At 69.4% G+C, this 21,209-nt stretch carries 25 protein-coding genes; 14 read left to right on the top strand and 11 right to left on the bottom strand.

The features are described 5' to 3' along the window. Positions 1-8: 8 nt before the first annotated feature. The 6 genes from rnr to dapD all read right to left on the bottom strand — a co-directional run bounded on the left by rnr (position 9) and on the right by dapD (position 5,555). Entirely contained in the window at positions 9-2,267 is a 2,259-nt protein-coding gene (gene rnr, locus KW83_RS11260) for a ribonuclease R (RefSeq protein WP_036178550.1), read from the bottom strand. Between the two features lie 78 nt (positions 2,268-2,345). Next, positions 2,346-2,768, bottom strand: a complete 423-nt coding sequence (locus KW83_RS11265; RefSeq protein WP_152563569.1) for a GNAT family N-acetyltransferase — start codon at positions 2,766-2,768, stop codon at positions 2,346-2,348. Next, complete coding sequence (dapE, locus tag KW83_RS11270) at positions 2,765-3,904, bottom strand: succinyl-diaminopimelate desuccinylase (protein WP_036178553.1); 1,140 nt, start codon at positions 3,902-3,904, stop codon at positions 2,765-2,767. Before dapE ends, KW83_RS11265 begins: the two co-directional genes overlap by 4 nt. 61 nt (positions 3,905-3,965) lie before the next feature. After that, positions 3,966-4,286: a hypothetical protein gene (locus KW83_RS11275; RefSeq protein ID WP_036178556.1), complete on the bottom strand. Its 321-nt coding sequence runs from the start codon at positions 4,284-4,286 to the stop codon at positions 3,966-3,968. 109 nt (positions 4,287-4,395) lie between these two features. Continuing rightward, positions 4,396-4,641 (bottom strand): GlsB/YeaQ/YmgE family stress response membrane protein, encoded by a 246-nt coding sequence (locus tag KW83_RS11280; protein WP_036178558.1) that lies wholly within the window; start codon positions 4,639-4,641, stop codon positions 4,396-4,398. Between the two features lie 89 nt (positions 4,642-4,730). Then, entirely contained in the window at positions 4,731-5,555 is an 825-nt protein-coding gene (gene dapD / locus KW83_RS11285) for a 2,3,4,5-tetrahydropyridine-2,6-dicarboxylate N-succinyltransferase (protein ID WP_036178561.1), read from the bottom strand. A gap of 88 nt (positions 5,556-5,643) precedes the next feature. Here dapD and KW83_RS11290 point away from each other — a divergent pair, with 88 nt between their 5' ends. Next, positions 5,644-6,483 (top strand): LOG family protein, encoded by an 840-nt coding sequence (locus tag KW83_RS11290; RefSeq protein WP_036178564.1) that lies wholly within the window; start codon positions 5,644-5,646, stop codon positions 6,481-6,483. Positions 6,484-6,657: 174 nt separating this feature from the next. Here KW83_RS11290 and KW83_RS11295 read toward each other — a convergent pair whose 3' ends face one another. The 3 genes from KW83_RS11295 to KW83_RS11305 form a co-directional block, all read right to left on the bottom strand. Then, positions 6,658-6,876 carry a hypervirulence associated TUDOR domain-containing protein gene (locus KW83_RS11295; RefSeq protein WP_036178567.1) on the bottom strand — a complete coding sequence of 73 codons (219 nt, stop codon included), beginning with the start codon at positions 6,874-6,876 and terminating at the stop codon, positions 6,658-6,660. Positions 6,877-6,966: 90 nt separating this feature from the next. Further along, complete coding sequence (rlmN, locus tag KW83_RS11300) at positions 6,967-8,166, bottom strand: 23S rRNA (adenine(2503)-C(2))-methyltransferase RlmN (protein WP_036178569.1); 1,200 nt, start codon at positions 8,164-8,166, stop codon at positions 6,967-6,969. Between the two features lie 90 nt (positions 8,167-8,256). Continuing rightward, complete coding sequence (locus tag KW83_RS11305; protein ID WP_036178572.1) at positions 8,257-8,781, bottom strand: invasion associated locus B family protein; 525 nt, start codon at positions 8,779-8,781, stop codon at positions 8,257-8,259. A gap of 173 nt (positions 8,782-8,954) precedes the next feature. Between KW83_RS11305 and KW83_RS11310 the strand changes: the two genes are divergently transcribed. Then, entirely contained in the window at positions 8,955-9,938 is a 984-nt protein-coding gene (locus tag KW83_RS11310) for an asparaginase (RefSeq protein ID WP_036178574.1), read from the top strand. Here the strand turns inward: KW83_RS11310 and serB are convergent. After that, positions 9,935-10,804 (bottom strand): phosphoserine phosphatase SerB, encoded by an 870-nt coding sequence (gene serB, locus KW83_RS11315; RefSeq protein ID WP_036178577.1) that lies wholly within the window; start codon positions 10,802-10,804, stop codon positions 9,935-9,937. The genes KW83_RS11310 and serB overlap by 4 nt on opposite strands. Positions 10,805-10,959: 155 nt before the next feature. Between serB and KW83_RS11320 the strand changes: the two genes are divergently transcribed. From KW83_RS11320 to KW83_RS11345, 6 genes are all read left to right on the top strand, one after another. Beyond that, positions 10,960-12,120, top strand: a complete 1,161-nt coding sequence (locus KW83_RS11320) for a phosphoserine transaminase (protein ID WP_036178579.1) — start codon at positions 10,960-10,962, stop codon at positions 12,118-12,120. Between the two features lie 129 nt (positions 12,121-12,249). Then, positions 12,250-13,842 carry a phosphoglycerate dehydrogenase gene (gene serA / locus KW83_RS11325; protein ID WP_036178582.1) on the top strand — a complete coding sequence of 531 codons (1,593 nt, stop codon included), beginning with the start codon at positions 12,250-12,252 and terminating at the stop codon, positions 13,840-13,842. Between the two features lie 169 nt (positions 13,843-14,011). After that, positions 14,012-14,929, top strand: coding sequence for a DMT family transporter (locus KW83_RS11330; RefSeq protein ID WP_036178584.1), 918 nt, complete (start codon positions 14,012-14,014; stop codon positions 14,927-14,929). A 50-nt stretch (positions 14,930-14,979) separates the two neighbouring features. Then, entirely contained in the window at positions 14,980-15,174 is a 195-nt protein-coding gene (locus KW83_RS11335) for a hypothetical protein (protein ID WP_036178586.1), read from the top strand. 191 nt (positions 15,175-15,365) lie between these two features. Continuing rightward, complete coding sequence (locus KW83_RS11340) at positions 15,366-15,644, top strand: hypothetical protein (RefSeq protein WP_036178589.1); 279 nt, start codon at positions 15,366-15,368, stop codon at positions 15,642-15,644. Next, the gene (locus tag KW83_RS11345) at positions 15,631-16,098 is read left to right on the top strand and encodes a hypothetical protein (RefSeq protein WP_051928452.1); all 468 of its coding nucleotides are present in this window, start codon (positions 15,631-15,633) and stop codon (positions 16,096-16,098) included. Before KW83_RS11340 ends, KW83_RS11345 begins: the two co-directional genes overlap by 14 nt. A 3-nt stretch (positions 16,099-16,101) precedes the next feature. Here the strand turns inward: KW83_RS11345 and KW83_RS11350 are convergent, their stop codons facing one another. Further along, positions 16,102-16,971, bottom strand: coding sequence for a branched-chain amino acid aminotransferase (locus KW83_RS11350; RefSeq protein ID WP_036178592.1), 870 nt, complete (start codon positions 16,969-16,971; stop codon positions 16,102-16,104). A gap of 150 nt (positions 16,972-17,121) precedes the next feature. Between KW83_RS11350 and KW83_RS11355 the strand changes: the two genes are divergently transcribed. The 6 genes from KW83_RS11355 to KW83_RS11380 all read left to right on the top strand — a co-directional run bounded on the left by KW83_RS11355 (position 17,122) and on the right by KW83_RS11380 (position 21,165). After that, complete coding sequence (locus KW83_RS11355; RefSeq protein ID WP_036178593.1) at positions 17,122-17,610, top strand: MarR family winged helix-turn-helix transcriptional regulator; 489 nt, start codon at positions 17,122-17,124, stop codon at positions 17,608-17,610. Then, the gene (locus tag KW83_RS11360; RefSeq protein WP_036178596.1) at positions 17,607-18,314 is read left to right on the top strand and encodes a response regulator; all 708 of its coding nucleotides are present in this window, start codon (positions 17,607-17,609) and stop codon (positions 18,312-18,314) included. The genes KW83_RS11355 and KW83_RS11360 overlap by 4 nt, the downstream gene beginning before the upstream one ends. Before the next feature lie 106 nt (positions 18,315-18,420). Continuing rightward, entirely contained in the window at positions 18,421-19,347 is a 927-nt protein-coding gene (locus KW83_RS11365) for a histone deacetylase family protein (protein WP_036178599.1), read from the top strand. A gap of 20 nt (positions 19,348-19,367) precedes the next feature. Then, complete coding sequence (locus KW83_RS11370; RefSeq protein ID WP_407667858.1) at positions 19,368-19,583, top strand: exodeoxyribonuclease VII small subunit; 216 nt, start codon at positions 19,368-19,370, stop codon at positions 19,581-19,583. Beyond that, positions 19,580-20,440 (top strand): polyprenyl synthetase family protein, encoded by an 861-nt coding sequence (locus KW83_RS11375; RefSeq protein WP_036178605.1) that lies wholly within the window; start codon positions 19,580-19,582, stop codon positions 20,438-20,440. Before KW83_RS11370 ends, KW83_RS11375 begins: the two co-directional genes overlap by 4 nt. Positions 20,441-20,493: 53 nt before the next feature. Continuing rightward, positions 20,494-21,165, top strand: coding sequence for a DUF2270 domain-containing protein (locus tag KW83_RS11380; RefSeq protein WP_036178606.1), 672 nt, complete (start codon positions 20,494-20,496; stop codon positions 21,163-21,165). Positions 21,166-21,209: the final 44 nt, after the last annotated feature.

The following is a 21,209-nucleotide window of genomic DNA, read 5'->3' on the forward strand; positions in this document are numbered from 1 at the left end:
CGCGCCGCTCAGCCCCGCCGCGTGCGCTTCACCTTCCGGGCCTTGGCCTTCGCCTTCGCACGGGACGCGCCCGGCTTTCGGCGGACCGGCGTCCCCTCGCGCCGGGCACGGCCCTGCGGGACGGCCTGGCCCTCGACCTCCAGCAGGTCGAGCACCAGACCGCCGGTTGCCGCCACGGCCTCTGCGATGCGCACCGTCACGCGCTGGCCGATGCCGAAGACGCGGCCGCTGTCGGCGCCCATGATGGTCTGCGCGTCGCGGTCGTGGTGGAAATACTCGCCGCCCAGCGCGCGCATGGGGATCAGCCCGTCGGCACCCGTTCCGTCGAGTTTCACGAACAGGCCGAACCGCTGCACGCCGGAGATCCGCCCGGCGACCTCGGTCCCGATCCGTTCCGACAGGTAGGCGGCCAGGTAGCGGTCGGTGGTGTCGCGCTCGGCCACCATCGAGCGGCGTTCGGTGGTGCTGATGCGCTCGGCGGTCTCGGGCAGCGTCTCGATCTCGGCCGCGGTCAGACCGTCCTCGGCCCAGCCGTGGGCCGAGATCAGCGCGCGGTGGACCACCAGATCGGCGTAGCGGCGGATCGGGGAGGTGAAATGCGCGTAGTTGCGCAGGGAAAGGCCGAAATGGCCGAAATTCTCCGGCGAATAATAGGCCTGCGTCATCGCCCGGAGGGTCGAGATGTTGATGAGTTCGTCGAAATCGGTTCCCTCGGCCGCAGTCAGCAGGCGGTTCAGATGCGCGGTCCTCAGGACTTGCCCCTTGGCCAGGGCGAAGCCGGAGGCCGTGGCGACTTCCCTCAGGGCCTCAAGCTTCTCGGGCGACGGTTCCTCGTGGACGCGGTAGAGCAGCGGCGTACGGCGCCGGCCCAGCTCCTCTGCCGCGGCGACGTTGGCGGCGACCATGAATTCCTCGATCAGACGGTGCGCGTCCAGCCGGTCGCGGAACGCGACCGATGTCACGCGGCCATCGGGGCTGAGCTCGATGCGCCGCTCCGACAGGTCGAGGTCCAGCGGTTGTCGCCGCTCCCGCGCGGCGCGCAGGGCCGCGTAGGCTGCGTAGAGCGGTGCGACCACCGGCTCCGCCAGCGGCGCGATCCGCGCGGACGGCGCGCCGTCGCGGGCGGCCTGCACCTCTTCGTAGGAAAGCGCCGCGGGGCTGATCATCAGTGCCCGGTGAAAGGCGTGGCCGCGCTTGGCGCCGTCGGCGGCGAACACCATGCGCACCGCGATGCAGGCGCGTTCCGCCCCTTCGTGGAGCGAGCAGAGATCGCCCGACAGGGCCTCGGGCAGCATCGGTACGACGCGATCGGGGAAGTACGTGGAATTGCCGCGCAGGCGCGCCTCGCGGTCGAGCGCAGAGCCGGGGCGGACGTAATGGGCGACATCCGCGATGGCGACCCAGACCACATGCCCGCCGGGATTGTCGGGGTCGGTATCCGCGGCGGCGTAAACGGCGTCGTCGTGGTCGCGGGCATCGGACGGGTCGATGGTGACCAGCGGCAGGCCGCGCAGATCGGTGCGGGTGCCCAGCCGCACCGGCGTCGCCGCCGCGGCTTCGGCCAGCACCTCGTCGGGGAAAGCATCGGGGATGCCGTGTTGCCGGATCGCGATGAGCGACACGGATTTCGGCGCCGACGGATCGCCCAGGCGCTCTACCACGCGGGCGCGGGGCAGGCCGAGGCGGTCCTTCGGCCCGGCGCGCTCTGCCTCGACCAACTCGCCGTCGCGGGCACCGTGTGTGTCGCCCGCGCGCACCCGCCACTCCTTGTCGGAGCCCTTGTCGACGGGCAGGATGCGCCCGCCTTCGGTCTCGGCGCGGAACACGCCCAGCATCCGCTGCGCGGTGCGCCCGATGCGGCGGATCAGCCGCCCCTCGTAGTGATGCGCTTCGCCCTCGACGCGGGAGAGGCGCAACAGCACCCGGTCGCCGGCGCCCAGGGCCGGATCGCTCGACCGTTCGATCACGAGGATGCGCGGCTCCGGCCCATCCCCCTGCCATTCCAGCGGCCGGGCGTGAAGATCGCCGGAGGCGTCCGGTCCCGCGACCTCGCACACCGAGACGGGGGGCAGGGCGCCCGGATCGCGGTAGGTCTTCTTGCGTTTCTCCAGGTGCCCCTCGTCCTGGAGTTCGCGCAGGATCCGCTTGAGGTCGATCCGCTGGGCGCCCTTCAGCCCGAAGGCCCGGGCGATGTCGCGTTTGGAGGTCTCTGCGGGATGGTCCGAAATCCAGCGCAGGATTTCGGCCTTGGAGGGAAGGTCGGCCATGCCTTGCCCTAGCACGCGCCGTGGCCGGGCGACAGGGCCGGAGAGTGGACGATCATTCGGCGCACAATCGTGCCCGGATCACAGGGAGAGGACCATGTCGCGATGCGGGATCCCCGCATCGTCGTAGATCGGACCGTGCGCGACGAAGCCCAGGCGGCGGTAGAATTCGAGCGCGGAAAGCTGCGCGCCGAGGCGGACCTCCGCGATACCGGCGGTGTCGCGCAGGATCGCGATGGCCGCCACCATGAGCGCGCGCCCGACCCCGGTGCCGCGATGGGGCGTCAGGGTGCAGACCCGCCCGACCTTGCCCACGGGCGGGCGCAGCAACAGCCGCGCGGTGCCCACGGCCAGACCGTCGGCGCGGGCCAGAAGATGCACCGCCTCGCCGTCGAGATCGTCATACTCATCCGCCTCCGCGATGCCCTGCTCGTCGATGAACACGGCCCGGCGCAGGGCGCGGCAGGCGCCGATGTCCTCGGTTCGCGCGACGATCAGGCTCATCCGAAGAAATCCCGGATCACGCGGGAATAAATGGCCGTCAGCTGGCGGATGTGTTCGACCTCCACCCGCTCGTCCACCTGGTGCATGGTCCGGCCCACCAGCCCCAGCTCGATCACCGGGCAGTGGTCCTTGACGAACCGCGCGTCGGACGTGCCGCCGCTGGTGGACAGGACGGGGATCAGGCCGGTCTCGGCCTCCACCGCGCGCTGCACGATGTCGGTGAGCCGCTCGGGCGCCGTCACGAAGCTTTCGCCGGAGATTGCGATATCGAGGTCGAACGCCACACCGGTGGCGCCGCTGACTTCCCGCGCCCGCTCATGCAGCCAGTCCGAAAGCGACAGGCCGCTATGGGCGTCGTTGAAGCGGATGTTGAGCATCGCCCGGCAGGTGGCGGGGATCACGTTGTTGGCTGTGTTGCCGCAGTCGAATCCGGTGATCTGCACGGTGGTGCGGTCGAAACGGTCGGTGCCATCGTCAAGGTGCGCCGCGGTCAGCCGGTGCAGCAGATCCACCATCGCATGCAAGGGGTTGCGCGCGTTCTGGGGATAGGCCGCGTGGCCCTGCCGACCCCGCGCCACGACCCTGAGGGTGAGCGATCCGCGCCGGCCGATCTTGACCATTTCGCCCATCCGCGCGGGGCAGGTGGGTTCCCCGACGATGCAGGCGTCCATTCGCTCTCCGGTTCCCGCCATCCAGTCGAGGATCGCCGCCGTCCCGTCGACGCCGGCGCCTTCCTCGTCGCCAGTGATCGCCAGGACCAGCGAACCGGGGCAGTCCCCGGCGGCCTGAACGGCGGCCGCGACCCAGGCCGCGACGCCCGATTTCATGTCGCACGCGCCGCGCCCGTAAAGCACGCCGTCGCGGATCGTGCCGCCAAAGGGGTCCTCGGTCCAGCTATCGAGGTCGCCGACCGGGACCACATCCACATGCCCGTTGAACCCCAGCACCGGGCCATGGCCGCCGGACCGGGCGTAGAGATTGGCGACGCCGCCCCGGTCAACGCGCGTGCAGGTGAACCCCGCGTCCTCAAGAAGGGCGGCCAGATGCACGATGGGAGCTTCCGCATCCGGCGTCACTGACGGTAGGCGAATCAAGGCTTGCGTCAATTCCACCGGGTCAATGGCAGCGCCGCTCATGGGGGTTCTCCGACGTATCGCATGTCCGATCTAATGCGCCGCGGCGGTCCGCACAACGCTGTCAGCCGTCCCCGAAGAACGGCGTCGCCTCGGCCACGATCACGGCGTTCTCGGCGCGGGCACGGTCCATCAGCGCGCGCTCCTCGTCGGCGATCTCGTGTCCTTCGGCCAGGCGGTCCTCCAGCGTGCCGTAGCCGGTCACGTCCAGGGGGGACATGTCGGCCTGTTTCAGCACCGCCACGGTTTCCCGCACCGCCTCGGCCTCGTCCACGCCGGAGGCAAAGCACAGGAGTGCGGCACCGGTGGCATTCTTCGGCAAGCCGTCACCGGCGGCGCGGCCGACCTCGATCAACAGGGTGTACACGTGTTGATCTCGGGCCATGCCGCGTCTCCTGGAGTCATTCTCACGCGCCATCATGGGCCGGCGCGGCCGACGAAAAAAGCCGGACCCTCAGGCCCGGCTTCGCCCCCTGCCGTCCGGCAGGACAGTGTCAGGTGCGTCCGCGAACGGCGCGCCATGCGAAGATCAGGCCGCAGGCGCCGATGACCGCCACGACCAGGTAGGCCAGCCAGTTCGACGCGGCGTAGCCGAACAGCAGGCTCAGGATGAAGTTCAGCACCAGCGCGCCGACGATACCCAGGATGATGTTCGTCAGTAGGCCATGATCGGCCTTCATGATCTTTTCGGCGATCCAGCCGGCAAGTCCGCCGATGATGATGGTAAGCAGCCAACCCATGTATGAGTCTCCCTATTGGCAATAAATTCCTCGCTCAACCGAGCGTGATCGCAGTTGTTCCGTCGCGCCCGGGAAAAACCCCGCGCCGGTCAGTCCCTCAGCAACTCGTTGATCGCGGTCTTCGCGCGTGTGCGCGCGTCCACCCTCTTGACGATGACCGCGCAGTAGAGGTTGAGGTTGCTTGTCGTAGGCATGGAGCCCGAGACGACCACCGAATAGGGCGGCACCTCGCCCATGAAGACCTCTCCGGTCTCTCGGTCCACGATCTTGGTGGACTTGCCGATATAGACGCCCATCCCCAGGACAGAGCCTTCGCGGACGATGCAGCCCTCGACCACCTCGGACCGCGCGCCGATGAAGCAGTTGTCCTCGATGATCGTGGGATCGGCCTGGAGCGGTTCCAGCACGCCGCCGATGCCGACGCCGCCCGACAGGTGCACGTTCTTGCCGATCTGCGCGCAGGAGCCGACGGTCGCCCAGGTGTCCACCATGGTGCCTTCGTCCACATGGGCGCCGAGGTTCACGAAGCACGGCATCAGCACCACACCGGGCGCGATATAGGCCGACTTGCGTACCACGCAGGTGGGCACCGCGCGGAATCCCGCCTCGCGCCAGCGCTCAGCTCCCCAGCCGGCGAACTTGCTGTCCACCTTGTCCCACCAGCCGCCGCCCTGCGGCCCGCCCGGCTGCATCTCCATGTCGCGGATGCGAAAGCCCAGAAGCACGGCCTTCTTCGCCCATTGGTTCACCTGCCAACCGCCGTCGCGCTTTTCGGCGACGCGCAGGGTGCCGCGGTCGAGCGCATCCAGCGTTGCCTCGATGGCTTCGCGGATCTCCCCGCCGGTGGTCGGGGTGATCGTGTCGCGCGCCTCCCAGGCGGCCTCGATCGCGTGTTCCAGCTGCGTGTCGGACATGGGGCGTGGGGTCTCCTGGCGGTTGGCTCTGGCCCCGTGGTCATAGGGCGGCTACACCCCGCCTGCAATGCAGGAGACCCCACCCCCCATGACCGACCGCGCCAATTCGCCGTTCCGGGACGCCCCCACCGACCGCAAGGCCGCGGCCAGGACGCCGGACACCGTGCAGACCCGTGCGCCCGCCTACCGCCTGGCCTTCGCGGACGATGAGTTCCTGTGCCGGCCGGAGCTGCGCCCGGTACGGTTGCAGCTGGAACTGCTCAAGCCCGAAATGGCGATGGCCGAGCAGAACATCGGCTCCACGGTCGTCATGTTCGGCGGCGCCCGGATCCGCGAAAGCGCCGCCGACGCGCCCAATGCCGCCATGGCCGAGCTTGCGGGTTTCTATGCGGAAGCGCGCGAATTCGCCCGGCTGATGACCGAGCGGTCGATGCGGAATGGCGGACAGGAGGATGTCATCGTGACCGGTGGCGGCCCGGGCGTGATGGAGGCGGGCAATCGCGGTGCCGCCGACGCGGGCGGCCAGTCGATCGGGCTCAGCATCGTGCTGCCGCACGAGCAGGCACCGAACACCTACGTGACGCCGGAACTGTGCTTCAACTTCCACTACTTCGCGATTCGCAAGATGCATTTCCTGATGCGCGCCCGCGCCATCTGCGTCTTTCCCGGTGGGTTCGGAACCCTCGACGAGCTGTTCGAGTCCCTGACCCTGATCCAGACCGGCCGGATGGAGCGGGTCCCGGTGCTGCTTTTCGGACGCGCGTTCTGGGACCGGGTGGTGAACTTCGGCGCCCTCGCAGAGGCCGGCACCATCGCGCGACAGGATCTCGATCTCTTCGCCTTCGTGGAGACCTCGCAGGAGGCGCTCGACGCCATAGACGGCTGGCCCGGTGCCGGCGAGGCGCGCGACACCATCCCCGGTCGCTGACGCGATCCCCGCACCCGCCGGTCGCGTGCCGCGGCGCCCCGGCCTCTCGAACCCCATCGCGCCGCGCATCAGGCTCCGGCGCGCCGTGAACCCGGATGCCGTCCCTTCTTCATCTTTCCCCAAGTATCCCGGGGGAGTCGCCGCAAGGCGACGGGGGCGGCGCCCCCGCCCCCCTCAGGCCTTGCGCAACTCGCTATGGCTCTTCAGGACCGTGCTGCCGTCGTCCTGTTCCAGCCGATACGCCGGATCGTCGTCGCTGGCGTCGCGCGTGACCTCGCTGCCGTCGATCTTGAGGGTCCGCTTCTGGGTGTATTTCTGCTTCACGGTCGCCGAGGCGGTGCCGTTGCCCCAGTCCCACTCGACCTTGTCGCCTTCGCTGTAATGCTTTGCCATGTCGCCATCTCCTTTATGTGTCGGCGACAGGGAAATGCGACGGGGAAAGCCGGCGTTCCCGCGACCGATCGCGCCAGCCCGGCGCGGACCTCAGGCCCGCGCTTCGGCCTCGATCTCGCGCCGGGACTTGCGCGCCCGCTCGGTGTCGGATTTCAGCTGGCCGCAGGCGGCCATGATATCCTCTCCGCGCGGCGTGCGGACCGGTGAGGCATAGCCGGCCTTGTAGACGATGTCGGCGAAGGCGCGGATGCGGTTGTTGGACGACCGTTCGTAGGGCGCACCGGGCCATTCGTTGAACGGGATCAGATTGATCTTGGCCGGAATCCCCTCGATCAGCTTCACCAGCCGCCGTGCGTCGTCGTCGCTGTCGTTGACGTCCCGGAGCATGACGTATTCGAACGTGATCCTCTCCGAATTGGACAGCTTCGGATAGGCTCGAAGGGCGCCGAGCAGGGCGTCGATGTTCCAGCGCCTGTTGATCGGAACCAGCCGGTCGCGCACGTCGTCGGTGGTCGCATGGAACGACACGGCCAGCAGGCAGCCGATCTCCTCGGCGCAGCGCGCGATCTCGGGCACGACGCCGCTGGTGGACAGGGTGATCCGCCGGCGCGAGAGCGATATACCCTCGGGATCCATGACGATTTTCATGGCGTCCCGCACATTGTCGAAATTGTAGAGCGGCTCTCCCATGCCCATAAGCACGATATTCGACAGCAGCCGCGTCTCGTCCTTGGGGTTGCGGCCGGGTGCGGGCCATTCGTCCAGGTCGTCGCGGGCCAGCATGACCTGTCCGACGATCTCATCGGCGGTCAGGTTGCGCACCAGCCTCTGGGTGCCGGTGTGGCAGAACGAGCACGTCAGCGTGCAGCCCACCTGGCTTGAGATGCAGAGGGTCCCGCGTCCCTCCTCGGGGATGTAGACGGTCTCGACCTCATGGCCGCCGCCGATGCGCACCAGATACTTCCGGGTGCCGTCGCCGGAGACGTCCTTGCGCATGATCTCTGGCAGGCGGATCTCGAACCGCCCGTCCAGGTCGGCGCGGAGGGACTTGGACAGGTTCGTCATCTGCGCGAAGTCGCGGACCCCGCGCTCGTAGATCCAGGCCCAGACCTGACCCACGCGCATGTTGACCTGCTTTTCCGGCACGCCCGCGTGGAGCAGCGCCGCCCGCATCCCGTCACGGGTCAGACCGACAAGATTGGGGCGCGCGGCCTCTGCCGCCCTGCGCGGGAGGGTCAGGACGTCCTGCGTGATCGGCGTCTGGAGCGCGGGCGTTTCGAACGCTGGCATGGGGCGTGACCCTCGGGTTGCGGAATGCCCGCTACATAGGCGACCGGCGCCTGCAAATAAACCCCGGCTCCCCGCAGCCCCGAACGGAGATCAGTTGCAGCGGGATTGCGCCTCGTCCATCGCGGCGGTGAAGCCGAACAGCGAGAAGGTGTCCTTGGTCTGCGTGCCCCGGGATGAGCGCGCGGTCAGCGACGCATCGGTGCCGCGCTTCATCGCGGCGACGATCTGCGCATCGTCGGAGGCGGAGGCCGGCCAGGCCCATTCGCCCTCCGAGAAGAGGTCGAAACTGGTGCCGCCGATGTCCAGGGTCACGGTCGATCCGTCCGCGAACGGATAGCCGCCGGTGAACGACACCTCTCCGTCGACATTGGCGCCGGGGCGGAAGGTCACGAACAGCAGGATGTCGCCGCGCTGGACGGACACCACCTGCCCGTCGCGGGTGTTCACGGTGTTTGTCGGGCTGGATACGCTCCAGCATTCCTTCGGCTCGTCTTCCACGAAGACGCTCCAGGCCGTCTCGACGGCCACACGGTTCGTGCTTTCGTTTTGCGCCATCGCGGCGCTGGCGGATACGGCAAGCGCAACGCCCGCCATCCATCCCGTCAGTGCTTTCATCTGTCCCGCAGCCTCCAGCTGTCGTCTGCCTCATCCGGGTCAGCGGCTCTCTGCCGGAGCCATGCCGATTGCCGGTTTTCAATATACTCGAGCGGTGCGACCTTAATAACAAATGACGGTTTAGCGAAAGCCCCGGCAGCAAGAAATCGCTGGCTCGTGAAGGAGGAACATCCATGCCCCCCGCCCATCCGATGATCGAACTCTGGCGCGGACCGCTCTGCGAATCCACCCATGCGGGACATGCGGTCGTCTGCGACGCATCCGGCGCCGTGAGGGACGCCTGGGGCGATCCGCGGGCGGTGATCTACCCGCGGTCTTCGGTCAAGATGATCCAGGCCCTGCCGATGGTCGAATCCGGGGTGTCGCTGCCGGCCGAGCGCCTGGCGCTGGCCTGCGCCAGCCACCAGGGGGCGGCCGTGCATACCGCGGCGGTGCGGGCGTGGCTGGCCGATGCCGGGTTCGGGGACGACGATCTTCTTTGCGGGCGCGAGGCGCCGCGCGACCGGGATCTTCGTCACGCACTGATCCGGGAGGGGGAGCCGCCCTGCCAGGCCCACAACCAATGCTCCGGCAAACACGCGGGCTTTTTGCAGTTCCAGAAGCACCTGGGGGCGGAGGGGGCGTATGTCGATCCGGAGGGGCCGGTGCAGCGCGTCGTTCGCCGGACATTCGAGGAAGTGACCGGTGAGGACAGTCCCGGCTACGGCATCGACGGTTGCGCCGCACCGAATTTCGCCACGACCGTCGCCGGCCTCGCCCGGGCGATGGCGGCGTTCGCCGCGGCCGTGCCGGGCGCCGATGCGCGCCAGTCGGCAATGGTGACCCTGCGGGAGGCGATGATGGCGCATCCGGTGCTGGTTGCCGGGACAGGCCGTCCGACGACGCGGCTCATGGCGGCGGCGACGGGGCGCGCGGCAGTGAAATCGGGGGCCGAGGGCGTTTTCGTCGCGATCCTGCCGGAACTTGGCCTGGGCGTGGCGCTCAAGATCGCGGACGGCGCGGCGCGGGCCGCGGATGCGGCGATGGCGGCGTTGCTGGTGCGGCTCGGCGTGCTGGAGTCGGGGGAGGATGCCGTGCGCCGGACCCTCCATGCGCCGGTCCTGAACCGCGCCGGCGCCAAGGTGGGAGAGATCCGGCCGGCCCGGGGCTTTCCCTAGGGCCTTGCGAACGCGTCGGTGCTGTAGCCCTGCAGGTAGAGCAGGGCGGTCAGGTCGCCGTGGTTGATGCGCAGGTCGGTCTCTGCCGCCACCACGGGTTTGGCGTGGAGCGCAACCCCCGCACCGGCAAGCCCCAGCATCCCCAGGTCGTTCGCGCCGTCTCCCACGGCCATCGCCCGATCCGGGCCGACACCCCGCGCGGCGCAGATCTGGCGCAGGGCGGCGACCTTGGCCTCCCGCCCCAGGACCGGTTCCGCGACCTCTCCGGTCAGGGAGTTTCCGTGCGAGACCAGGGTGTTGGCGCGGTGTTCGTCGAAGCCAAGCGCCTTCGCGACCCGGCCGGTGAAGTCGGTGAACCCGCCGGAGACCAGCGCGCAATAGCCGCCGTTGGCCCGCATGGTGGCGACAAGTTCCGCGCCGCCCGGAGACAGGGTGATGCGTTCGGTCCAGACGCGCTCGATCACTTCGGTAGAGAGGCCCCTGAGCAGTGCGACGCGCTCGCGCAGCGCCGCCTCGAAGTCCAGTTCGCCGTTCATGGCCCGGGCGGTGATGTCGCCGACCCGCCCGCCGACGCCGGCCATGTCCGCCAGTTCGTCGATGCATTCCTGACCGATCATGGTCGAGTCCATGTCCGCAAGAAGCACGTCCTTGCGCCGCCCCTGTGCCGGCTGAAGCGCCAGATCCACCCCCATGTTCTGCGCTTCTTCCCATATGTTCCAGAGGTTTGCAGGGGGGTGGGCGATCTCGAACTCCGCCGCGCGCGCCGGATCCAGCCAGATCGCGTCGCCCCCGCCCCAGGCGTTTCGCAGTGCGCCCACGAAAGCCGGGTCGAGCCTGTCGGCGGCGATCAGGGTGGCGATGTGCATGGTCTGTCCCTCCACGGTTCGGCGGCGCAATAGCGCAAGCCTGCGCGGGGGGCGAGGGGGCTTTGGCGAAGCCGCTTGCCAGACCCCCGGCGCGGTTCTATGTGCGACGGCGGGACACCCCTCCCCAACGAGGGGCGCTTATCTGCAAGGATACCATGACCAACGTAGAGACCCCGGCCGCGCGGCCGGCAAATCCGCGCTTTTCCTCCGGCCCCTGCGCCAAGATCCCCGGCTATGCCCCGGCCACGCTCTCGGACGCGCCGCTGGGCCGGTCGCATCGGGCGGCAGCCGGCAAATCCAAGCTGAAACAAGCGATTGACGAGACGCGGGAAATCCTGGGCGTTCCCGGGGACTACCGGATCGGGATCGTTCCGGCCTCTGACACCGGCGCCTACGAGATGGCGATGTGGTCGCTTCTGGGCGCGCGGCCGAGCGAGACGCTGGCCTGGGAGAGCTTCGGCAAGGGCTGGGTGACGGATGCGGTCAAGCAGTTGAAGCTGCGGGACAATACGGTGCGCGAGGCCGGGTACGGCGAGATCGTTGACCTATCGGCCGTCGATTGGGACAAGGACGTATGTTTTACCTGGAACGGCACCACGAGCGGTGTGCGGGTGCCGTCGGGCGACCAGATTCCGGATGATCGTCAGGGGCTTACGCTTTGCGACGCGACCAGTGCGGCCTTTGCGCAGGACCTGCCGTGGGACAAGCTCGACGCGACGACGTTCTCCTGGCAGAAGGTCATGGGCGGAGAGGCCGCGCACGGGGTGCTGGTCCTCAGCCCGCGGGCCGTGCAACGTCTTGAAACATATACACCTTCCTGGCCGCTGCCGAAGATCTTCCGGCTGACCAAGGGCGGTGCGTTGATCGAGGGGATCTTTCGCGGCGAGACCATCAACACGCCGTCGATGCTCTGCGTCGAGGATTACCTTGTGTCGCTGGCCTGGGGGCGGTCCGTGGGCGGTCTGGAAGGGCTGATGGCGCGGGCCGACCGGAACGCTAAAACGGTCTGGGACTTCTGCGACAGCCGCGACTGGATCGACAATCTGGCGGTGGAAAAGGCAACGCGGTCAAACACTTCCGTCTGCCTGACCTTTATCGATCCGGACCTGGCCGGGGACGCGGATTTCGCCAAGGCGGTGGCCGGGAGGCTGGAGGCCGAAGGCGTCGCCTTCGACGTGGCCAACTACCGCGACGCGCCCGCCGGCCTCAGGATCTGGTGCGGCGCGACGGTGGAGACGTCCGATCTGGAGGCGCTGATGCCCTGGATCGACTGGGCCTACCGCGCCACCCTGTTGGAGCGCAGCGCCGCCGCCTGACCTGACGGGCGCGCGTCGAACCGCGCCCGTCTTCTGTACATCACCCGCCATAATTTTCGCCGTTTCGTACCGCGTCGGACCGAATTCGGCCCGTTTCGTACGCCACGGCCCAGACCACAGGAGCGCCCCATGGCCCCCAGAGTTCTCGTCTCCGACAAGCTGTCGGAAACCGCCGTCCAGATCTTCCGCGACCGCGGTGTGGAGGTCGATTTCGAGCCCGGACTGGGCAAGGACAAGGATCGCCTGCTGGAGGTGATCGGCCGGTACGACGGCCTTGCCATCCGGTCCGCCACCAAGGTCACCGCCAAGCTGCTGGAGGCCGCCGCCAACCTCAAGGTGATCGGCCGCGCCGGGATCGGGGTGGACAACGTGGACATCCCCGCCGCCAGCGCCAGGGGCGTGATCGTGATGAACACGCCCTTCGGCAATTCCATCACCACCGCCGAACACGCCATCGCGATGATGTTCGCCGTGGCGCGTCAGATCCCCGAGGCCAGCGCCTCAACCCATGCCGGCAAATGGGAAAAGTCGCGCTTCATGGGGGTGGAGCTGACCGGCAAGACGCTGGGGGTGATCGGCGCGGGCAACATCGGGTCGATCGTCATCGCCCGCGCGCTGGGCCTGCGCATGAAGGTCATCGCCTACGACCCGTTCCTGTCGGATGAGCGCGCGGCGGAGCTGGGCTGCCGCAAGGTGGAGCTGGACGAGCTGCTGGCGCAGGCCGATTTCATCACCCTCCACGTGCCGCTGACCGACAAGACCCGCAACATCCTGAGCCATGAGAACATCGGCAAGCTGAAGCCCGGCGTGCGGATCGTGAACTGCGCGCGCGGCGGGCTGGTGGACGAGGCCGCCCTGGCCGAGGCGCTGCGCGGCGGCCGCGTCGCCGGCGCCGCCTTCGACGTGTTCGCGGAGGAGCCGGCGACGGCCAGCCCCCTGTTCGGGCTAAAGAACGTGGTGGTCACGCCGCATCTGGGCGCGGCCACCACCGAGGCGCAGGAGAACGTGGCGCTGCAGGTGGCCGAGCAGATGTCGGACTACCTGATGACCGGGGCGGTGACCAACGCGCTCAACATGCCGTCGGTCACCGCGGAGGAGGCCAAGGTCATGGGGCCGTGGCTGACCCTGTCGCAGAACCTGGGCAGCTTCATCGGCCAGATGACCGACGAACCGATCGAGGCGGTGAACATCCTCTACGACGGCGCGGTGTCGGAGATGAACCTGAACGCGCTGACCGCCAGCGTGATCGCGGGGCTGATGCAGGCGGGCAACCCGGACGTGAACATGGTGTCGGCCCCGGTGATGGCCAAGGAGCGCGGCATCGAGGTGTCGCGCACCACCCAGGACCAGACCGGCGTGTTCGAGGCCTATATCAAGGTGACGATGAAGACCGCCCGCCGCGAGAGATCCGTGGCGGGAACGGTGTTCTCGGACGGCAAGCCGCGCTTCATCCAGATCAAGGGCATCAACATCGACGCCGAGGTGGGCGCGCATATGCTCTATTCCACCAATGACGACCGGGCCGGGATCATCGGCACGCTGGGCCGCGTGCTGGGCGAGAACGGCGTGAACATCGCCAACTTCACGCTCGGGCGGACCGAGAAGGGCAAGAACGCCATCGCGCTTCTCTATGTGGACGAGCCGGTGTCGGAGGCGGTGCTGGCGCAGCTGCGCGACACCGGGGTGTTCAACGCGGTCCGCCCGCTGCACTTCCGGGTCTGACCGGCAGGGGGGGGGAGCAGATTTTCCGCGAAAATCTGGGGCCCGTGCGGCGGGGGGGAGCAGATTTTCCGCGAAAATCTGGGGCGCGTGCGGCTGGCGGGCGCGCGCGTCCGCGGGGCCGGGCCGCGGGGCTCTGGCCCTTGCCGCGGCGGGCGCGTAAGCCCGCGTCATGGCACCCCTACGCGGCATCCTCCTCATCCTCACGGCCTTCACGGTGCTCACCTTCATGTCCGGCCTGGTGAAGGCGGCGGGAGAGACCGTGCCCATCGCAGAGGTGGTGTTCTTCCGCGCGTTCCTGTCGCTGCCGATCATCGGCCTGTGGCTCTGGTGGCAGGGCGACCTGCGCCGCGGGCTGGTGGTCGAGAACTGGCGCGGCCATGCGCTGCGGGGGCTGGTGGGGACGACCTCCATGGGGCTGGGATTCGCGTCGATCACGCTGCTGCCGCTGGCCGAGGTGCAGGCGATCCGGTTCGCCACGCCGATCTTTCTGGTGGTCTTCGCGGCGCTGTTTCTGGGCGAGCGGTTCCGCCTGGTGCGGCTGGGGGCGGTGCTGCTGGGCCTGGCGGGGGTGGTGGTGATCGTGTCGCCGCGCTTCGGCACGCTGGAATTGGGCGGGGCGGCCGCGATCGGGGCCGGCATGGCGCTGACCTCCGCGGCGCTGGCGGCGCTGGCGCAGACGCTGATCAAGGCGATGTCGGGAACCGAGCGGTCGGAGGCGATCGCCTTTTACTTCCTGGCCACGGCGAGCGCCTTCGCGCTGGTCACGGCGCCGTTCGGCTGGGTGGTCCCGGACGCGCGCGAGGCGGCGCTTCTGGCGGGCTGCGGCGTGCTGGGGGCGATCGGGCAGCTGCTGCTGACCGCCAGCTACAAGCACGCCGACGCCTCCGCGCTGGCGCCGTTCTCCTATGTGTCGATGCTCTGGGCGGTGGCGATCGGATTCGTGGGATTCGGAGAGGTGCCGACCTGGGCGACGCTGGCCGGCGCGGCGCTGATCATCGCGTCGGGCGTGATGATCGTGTTGCGCGAGCGGCAGATCGCGCGGGGCGGCACGGCGCGGCGCAAGCTGCGGGCCAAGGGAATGCTGTGACGCGGACCTGTTCGTGCTATGATGGCGGTCCAGCAGAGAAGGAGGCGATCATGGCACGACATGTCCTGGATGCGGGCAGACGGCGCGCGGAGCCGGCGCCGCTGGGCCCCTATGTCAGAGTGGCGCTGGGCCCGACCGGCGGGTGGCAGCGCGGCGTCAGACGCTGGTGGCTGAAACCGAGAGGCCACGACGGCGGCCGGACGCTCTGCGCATTCGCCGCCATCGAACGGGGGCGGACGGCCTAGGGCCGGGGTCCGGCACGGCCCGGTGCGGGCAATCGCGTTCCGGCCGGGACGTGCCTGGACATCCGCACACGCGCGACCGGGACAGGCCGGACACCGGTTCGGGTCGCGCGTCCGTTGCCCGACGTGACTGGGGGGGGATTCACAAACCGTCCACACTACGTCACCTATGAAGGTGTCAGGGAGGGTTGGTCGTGACCGAAGATCTCAGGACCGTCATTCGCAGGACCGTCGAGGCCGAGCTTGCTCCGGCACGCATTCTGGACGTTCACGTGCAGGAGGATGTCGATCATGACGGCGATCCCATTCTGAGGATCAGCGTCGTGTTCGAAGCAAAGGACGACCGGCTCGACCCGCGCGGAATGGTCGGCCTGGCGCGTCATCTGAGAGACCCGCTGGAGCGGTTGCGGGTGGAGGCCTTTCCGGTCTTCCGCTTCCTGACCGCAAGGGATGCGGCGGGTGAAGCCGCTTGACCTGATCGCCACGGCCAAACGCCTTGTCGACGAAAGGTCGTCGCGGCGGCCGCGGCAGGCGGATCTCAAGCGCGCCGTGAGCACCGCCTATCATGCGATGTTCCACCATCGTTGCCGGACCTGCGCCGATTGTATCGTCGGCACCAGAGCGGCAGATCGCTGTGAACCCGCCTGGTCGCAGGTGTACCGATCGCTCGACCACGGCCATGCGAAACGGCAGTGCGCGCACCGGCGGATAGAGGCGTTTCCGAAACAGGTGGAGGACGTCGCCAACCAGTTCCGGATGTCCCGGACCGCCCGCCATGAGGCGGACTGCGATCCGCACCGGGTGTTCAGGCTGTCGGAGGCCATCGAACTTGTCGAATCCTCCGAGCAGGCGATCAGGGACCTCAGGGGCCTGCCGATCGAGGACCGGCGCGCAGTCGCGGTCTGGCTGATCCTCAAGCCCCGGTAACGATCAGCGCCGGACCAGCGACTCGTAGTTTTCGGCGATATCGAGGGCGAGGGCGCCGACCTCGAAGCTGTAGTCGCCGATCCGGCCCACGGGCGTGACCTCTGCGGCGGTGCCGGTGAGCCAGCACTGCTGGAAGCCCTCCATCTCTTCGGGCAGGATGTGGCGTTCGTGGACGGCGACGCCCTTTTCGGCCAGCATGGTCAGGACGGTCTGGCGGGTCAGCCCGTTCAGGAAGCAGTCCGGCAGGGGGGTGTGCACCTCACCGTCCTTGACGAAGAACACGTTGGCGCCCGTCGCCTCTGCCACGTAGCCGCGGTAGTCCAGCATCAGCGCGTCCGAACAGCCCTTCGCCTCTGCGGCGTGCTTGGACATGGTGCAGATCATGTAGAGACCGGCGGCCTTGGCCTCGCATGGGATCGTCTCGGGGGACGGGCGTTTCCATTTCGACATGTCGAGCCTGGCGCCGCGGGTCTTGGCGTCGCCGTAATAGGCGCCCCATTCCCAGGCCGCCACGGCCATGCGGACCGGGTTGCGCGCGCTGGCCACGCCCATGTCCGGCCCGGCCCCGCGCCAGGCGACGGCGCGCACATAGGCGTCGGTCAGCCCGTTGGCCTCCAGCACGGCCGCCTTGGCGGCGTCGATCTGGTCGAGCGTGTAGGGGATTTCGAAGTCGATGAGGCTGGCGCTGCGCTTCAGGCGTTCGGAATGATCGCGGCCGCGGAAGATGGTGCCGTTGTAGCACCGCTCTCCCTCGAACACCGATGAGGCGTAGTGCAGCGCATGGGTCAGGATATGCACCTTGGCGTCGCGCCAGTCGACGAGCGTTCCGTCCATCCAGATCTTGCCGTCGCGATCGTCATACCCGCCCGACATGGCGCGTCCCCTTCCGAAAGTTGCGTAAATGTGTCCGCATCGGACACAATGTTGCGGAAAATCCCCGGATCGGGGTATCGGGAGGGTTGCGGAATGTCAACGCTGCTGACATAAACTGTGAACGGAACCGGACGGGGGGGAGACGCGTCGATGGGCGAAGGCGCGATGCGGGGCGACAGCCTGCTGTTTCTGACCGACGCGCAGCTTCGGCGCGGGATAGAGGCGATGTTCTTCGCCTATCGCGGCTTCACCGCCGATCCCGACCGGATCCTGGGGCAGTACGGCTACGGGCGGGCGCATCACCGGGCGATCCATTTCGTCAACCGCTGGCCGGGGACGACGGTGAACAACCTGCTGGCCATCCTGGGCGTGACCAAGCAATCCCTGAACCGGGTGCTGCGGACGCTGATCGCCGACGGTCTGGTGGAAAGCCATGTGGGCAGCCGCGACCGCCGCGAGCGGCACCTGCACCTGACCGAAGCCGGCCGGGCGCTGGAGGCGGAACTGTCGGAGGCGCAGGCCGCGCGGATGCGCGACGCGTTCCGCCGCGCCGGACCGGAGGCGGTGACCGGGTTCCGCGAGGTGCTGGAGGCGATGATGGACGAGGATCTGAAGCGGCTGTTCGAGGGCACGGCATGAGCGACCGGCCGCATCTTCTGATCGTGGACGACGACGCGCGGATCCGCGCGCTTCTGGGGCGGTTCCTGATCCGCAACGGGTTCTATGCCACCGCGGCGCGGGACGCGGCCCATGCGCGGCGGGTGCTGGGGGGGCTGGATTTCGATCTGGCCGTGGTGGACGTGATGATGCCGGGAGAGGACGGGATCTCGCTCTGCCGGTGGCTGACCGAGACGCGCTCCATGCCGACGCTGCTGCTGACCGCCCGGGGCGACACCGAGGACCGGATCGCGGGGCTGGAGGCCGGGGCGGACGACTATCTGCCCAAGCCCTTCGAGCCGAAGGAGCTGCTGCTGCGCATCGGCGCGATCCTGCGGCGTATGCCGTCCTCCGAGCCGCAGACCGCCGCGCCGCGCATGCTGGCGCTGGGGCAGATACGCTATGACGTCGGGCGGGGCGAGTTGTGGGACGGGGAGGTGCCGATCCGGCTGACGGCGACGGAGTCGGCGCTGATGCGGCTGTTCGCCAGGGCGCCGGGAGAGGTCATCGGCCGGACCCGGCTGATCGAGGATCTGGGCCGCGCGGGACCGGACGGCGAGGGCGCGCAGGACCGTGCCGTGGATGTGCAGATCACCCGGCTCAGGCGCAAGATCGAGGCCGATCCCAAGAACCCGCGCTATTTGCAGACCGTGCGCGGCGCGGGCTATATGCTGGCGCCGGACTGAGCGGTGCCGCCGCGGGTCCGGCGGCCGGGACGGGCGCGGTGTCTGGCCGATGGTACGGGGTCCGCGAAGCTGGTAGCCCGGGGGCGAGGTGGTTCGGAGGTCCTGCATGTCGGTTCTGTGGTTTTCCCATCCGTCGGGTCTGGAGCATGTGACGCCGCCGGGGCATCCCGAGCAGGTGGCGCGGCTTCACGCGGTCGAAACCGGGCTGGCCCCCCTGGGGCTGGAGCGGCGCGCGGCGCCGGACTGCGCCGACGCCGATCTGCTGCTGTGCCATCCGCAGGCGTATCTGGACCGGGTCGCCGGGGCCTCTCCGGCGTCGGGGTCGGTGGCGCTGGACGGGGACACGCACATGTCCCCCGGCACGCTGGCGGCGGCGCGCCGCGGGGTCGGCGGCTGCGTGGCGGCCGTGGACGCGGTGCTGGACGGCGCGACTGCGGCGGCCTTCGTCGGCTGCCGCCCGCCCGGCCACCACGCCGAGCGCGAGACCGCCATGGGGTTCTGCCTGTTCGGCAACGTCGCCATTGCCGCGAAACACGCGCTGGAGCGGCGCGGCCTGTCCCGCGTCGCGGTGGTGGATTTCGACGTGCATCACGGCAACGGCACGCAGGACCTTCTGTGGGACGACGACCGGGTGCTGTTCGTGTCGTCGCACCAGATGCCGCTGTTCCCCGGCACCGGGGCGGCGCGGGAACGGGGCGCGCACGGGCAGGTGCTGAACGTGCCGCTGGAGCCGGGCAGCGGCGGGCCGGAGATGCGCGCGGCCTATGAGGACGCCGTGTTCCCGCGGCTGGACGCCTTCGCGCCGGAGTTGGTGCTGATTTCTGCCGGGTTCGACGCCCATGCGGCCGATCCGCTGGCCAACCTGCGCTGGACCGACGCGGATTTCGCCTGGGTGACGGAGGGGCTGTGCGACGTGGCGCTGGCCCATGCCGGCGGTCGGGTCGTCTCGACACTCGAAGGCGGATATGATCTGGACGCGCTGGCCGCGGGGGCGGCGGCGCATCTGGAGGTTCTGAGGGAGCGGCTGACGTGAGCGAGACGGCGATCGAGGAGATGAGTTTCGAGCAGGCGATGCGCGCCCTCGAAGAGGTGGTGGGGCATCTGGAGAAGGGCGACGTGCCGCTGGAGCGGTCCATCGAACTGTACGAGCGCGGCGCGCTTCTCAAGGCGCGCTGCGCCGCGACCCTGGCCGCGGCCGAGGAGAAGGTCGCCCGGATCACCACCGACGCGGGCGGCGCTGCGCGGGGGACGGAGCCTCTCGACCCGTGAGCTTTGCGGACCGGCTGGAGGAGGCGCGGGCGCGCATCGGCGCGCGTCTGGCCGAGGCCGCGGGCGGGTCCGACCCGCTGCACGCGGCGATGCGCCATGCGCTGGCCGGGGGCAAGCGGCTGCGGGGCTTTCTGGTGATCGAGGGCGCGCGGCTCTACGGCGACGTGCCGGCGCTGGACGCCGCGGCGGCGATCGAGGCGCTGCACGCCTACAGTCTTGTGCATGACGATCTGCCGTCGATGGACGACGACGCGCTGCGCCGCGGGCAGCCGACGGTGCATGTGCGCTGGGACGAGGCGACGGCGGTGCTGGCGGGTGACGCGCTGCAGAGCCTCGCGTTCGAGCTGGTCACGGACCCGGCCTGCCATCCCGATCCGGGCGTTCGCGCGGAACTGGCGGTGAGCCTTGCGCGGGCGGCGGGCGCGCGCGGCATGGTTCTGGGCCAGGCCCGCGACATCGCCGCCGAGAGCGCCGGGCGGGCGCTGGACCTGGCCGCGGTCGAGGCGCTGCAGGCGGGCAAGACCGGGGCGCTGATCGAATGGTCGGGACGCGCGGGCGCGGTGCTGTCCGGGGCGGATCCCGGCCCGCTCGGGGCCTATGCGCGGGCGCTGGGCCGCGCGTTCCAGATCGCCGACGACGTGCTGGACGTGGAGGGCGACGCGGGACTGGCCGGCAAGGCGCTGGGCAAGGACGAGGGTGCCGGCAAGGCGACCTTCGTTTCGCTGCTGGGGCTGGGCGGGGCCAAGGCGCGGGCCGCCGATCTGGTGGCCGAGGCGCGCGACGCGCTGGCGCCGTTCGGGCCGGAGGCGGACGGGCTGCGCGATCTGGCCGGCTACGTGGTGACGCGCGACCGCTGACGCGGCTTGCCCCGGCGCGGTCCCCTGGCGCATCGTGGGGGCGGGAGGATTTTATGCGGAACGATGCCGGCGACCCGCAGATGAGCGCGGCGGAGATCGGGGCGATGGCCCATCTCTACCGCGCCGAGGTCTATCGTTCGACCCTGTGGCGGACCCGGCTCGACACCACCACCAACTGGTCGGTCGTGACGCTGGGGATCGCGCTGTCGATCGCCTATTCCTCTCCCTCCGCGTCGCCGCTGCCGCTGCTGCTGGTGGGCATCCTGATCTTCTTCTTCCTGATGCTCGAAGCGCGGCGCTATCGCTATTTCAACGTCTGGCGCGCGCGGTGCCGGTGGATCGAGACGCATTTCTACGCGCCGATGCTGGACCGCGACGGCTGCCGGCCGGGCGAGGGCTGGCGCGGCGTGCTGGCCGGCGACCTGCTGCGGCCGCGCTATCACGTGTCGCTCTGGATCGCGACGGGACGGCGGATCCGGCGCAACTACTTCTGGATCCTGCTGATCCAGACCTGCGCCTATCTGGGCAAGCTCATGGTCCACCCGGTGCCGATGACCGGCCTTTCCGACCTGGTGGCGCGGGCCGCCGTCGGCCCGCTGCCGGGGGCGCTGGTCCTGGGGTTCGGCGCGCTCTACTGCGGCGGGCTGGGCGTCGCGGCCTTCCTGAGCCTGCGCCACGACCGGCGGCGGATGCGCGCGCGCAGCGGCTGGACCAGCATGGGATGAGACGGGCCGTTTGCTCCCGCCCCGCCATGGCGATAGACGGAAGG

This window comes from Palleronia rufa, assembly GCF_000743715.1.
Classification (GTDB): Bacteria; Pseudomonadota; Alphaproteobacteria; order Rhodobacterales; family Rhodobacteraceae; genus Palleronia; species Palleronia rufa.

Bases quoted from the DNA above. Each gene is read 5' to 3' on its own strand.
- KW83_RS11350 (WP_036178592.1), bottom strand. From the start codon at position 16,971: ATGTCGGGCGGGTATGACGATCGCGACGGCAAGATCTGGATGGACGGA.
- KW83_RS11280 (WP_036178558.1), bottom strand. From the start codon at position 4,641: ATGGGTTGGCTGCTTACCATCATCATCGGCGGACTTGCCGGCTGGATC.
- KW83_RS11305 (WP_036178572.1), bottom strand. From the start codon at position 8,781: ATGAAAGCACTGACGGGATGGATGGCGGGCGTTGCGCTTGCCGTATCC.
- KW83_RS11320 (WP_036178579.1), top strand. From the start codon at position 10,960: ATGACCAACGTAGAGACCCCGGCCGCGCGGCCGGCAAATCCGCGCTTT.
- KW83_RS11295 (WP_036178567.1), bottom strand. From the start codon at position 6,876: ATGGCAAAGCATTACAGCGAAGGCGACAAGGTCGAGTGGGACTGGGGC.
- serA (WP_036178582.1), top strand. From the start codon at position 12,250: ATGGCCCCCAGAGTTCTCGTCTCCGACAAGCTGTCGGAAACCGCCGTC.
- KW83_RS11365 (WP_036178599.1), top strand. From the start codon at position 18,421: ATGTCGGTTCTGTGGTTTTCCCATCCGTCGGGTCTGGAGCATGTGACG.
- rlmN (WP_036178569.1), bottom strand. From the start codon at position 8,166: ATGCCAGCGTTCGAAACGCCCGCGCTCCAGACGCCGATCACGCAGGAC.
- KW83_RS11290 (WP_036178564.1), top strand. From the start codon at position 5,644: ATGACCGACCGCGCCAATTCGCCGTTCCGGGACGCCCCCACCGACCGC.
- dapE (WP_036178553.1), bottom strand. From the start codon at position 3,904: ATGAGCGGCGCTGCCATTGACCCGGTGGAATTGACGCAAGCCTTGATT.
- KW83_RS11275 (WP_036178556.1), bottom strand. From the start codon at position 4,286: ATGGCCCGAGATCAACACGTGTACACCCTGTTGATCGAGGTCGGCCGC.
- KW83_RS11310 (WP_036178574.1), top strand. From the start codon at position 8,955: ATGCCCCCCGCCCATCCGATGATCGAACTCTGGCGCGGACCGCTCTGC.
- rnr (WP_036178550.1), bottom strand. From the start codon at position 2,267: ATGGCCGACCTTCCCTCCAAGGCCGAAATCCTGCGCTGGATTTCGGAC.
- KW83_RS11355 (WP_036178593.1), top strand. From the start codon at position 17,122: ATGGGCGAAGGCGCGATGCGGGGCGACAGCCTGCTGTTTCTGACCGAC.
- KW83_RS11360 (WP_036178596.1), top strand. From the start codon at position 17,607: ATGAGCGACCGGCCGCATCTTCTGATCGTGGACGACGACGCGCGGATC.
- KW83_RS11380 (WP_036178606.1), top strand. From the start codon at position 20,494: ATGCGGAACGATGCCGGCGACCCGCAGATGAGCGCGGCGGAGATCGGG.
- KW83_RS11335 (WP_036178586.1), top strand. From the start codon at position 14,980: ATGGCACGACATGTCCTGGATGCGGGCAGACGGCGCGCGGAGCCGGCG.
- KW83_RS11265 (WP_152563569.1), bottom strand. From the start codon at position 2,768: ATGAGCCTGATCGTCGCGCGAACCGAGGACATCGGCGCCTGCCGCGCC.
- dapD (WP_036178561.1), bottom strand. From the start codon at position 5,555: ATGTCCGACACGCAGCTGGAACACGCGATCGAGGCCGCCTGGGAGGCG.
- KW83_RS11330 (WP_036178584.1), top strand. From the start codon at position 14,012: ATGGCACCCCTACGCGGCATCCTCCTCATCCTCACGGCCTTCACGGTG.
- serB (WP_036178577.1), bottom strand. From the start codon at position 10,804: ATGCACATCGCCACCCTGATCGCCGCCGACAGGCTCGACCCGGCTTTC.
- KW83_RS11370 (WP_407667858.1), top strand. From the start codon at position 19,368: ATGAGTTTCGAGCAGGCGATGCGCGCCCTCGAAGAGGTGGTGGGGCAT.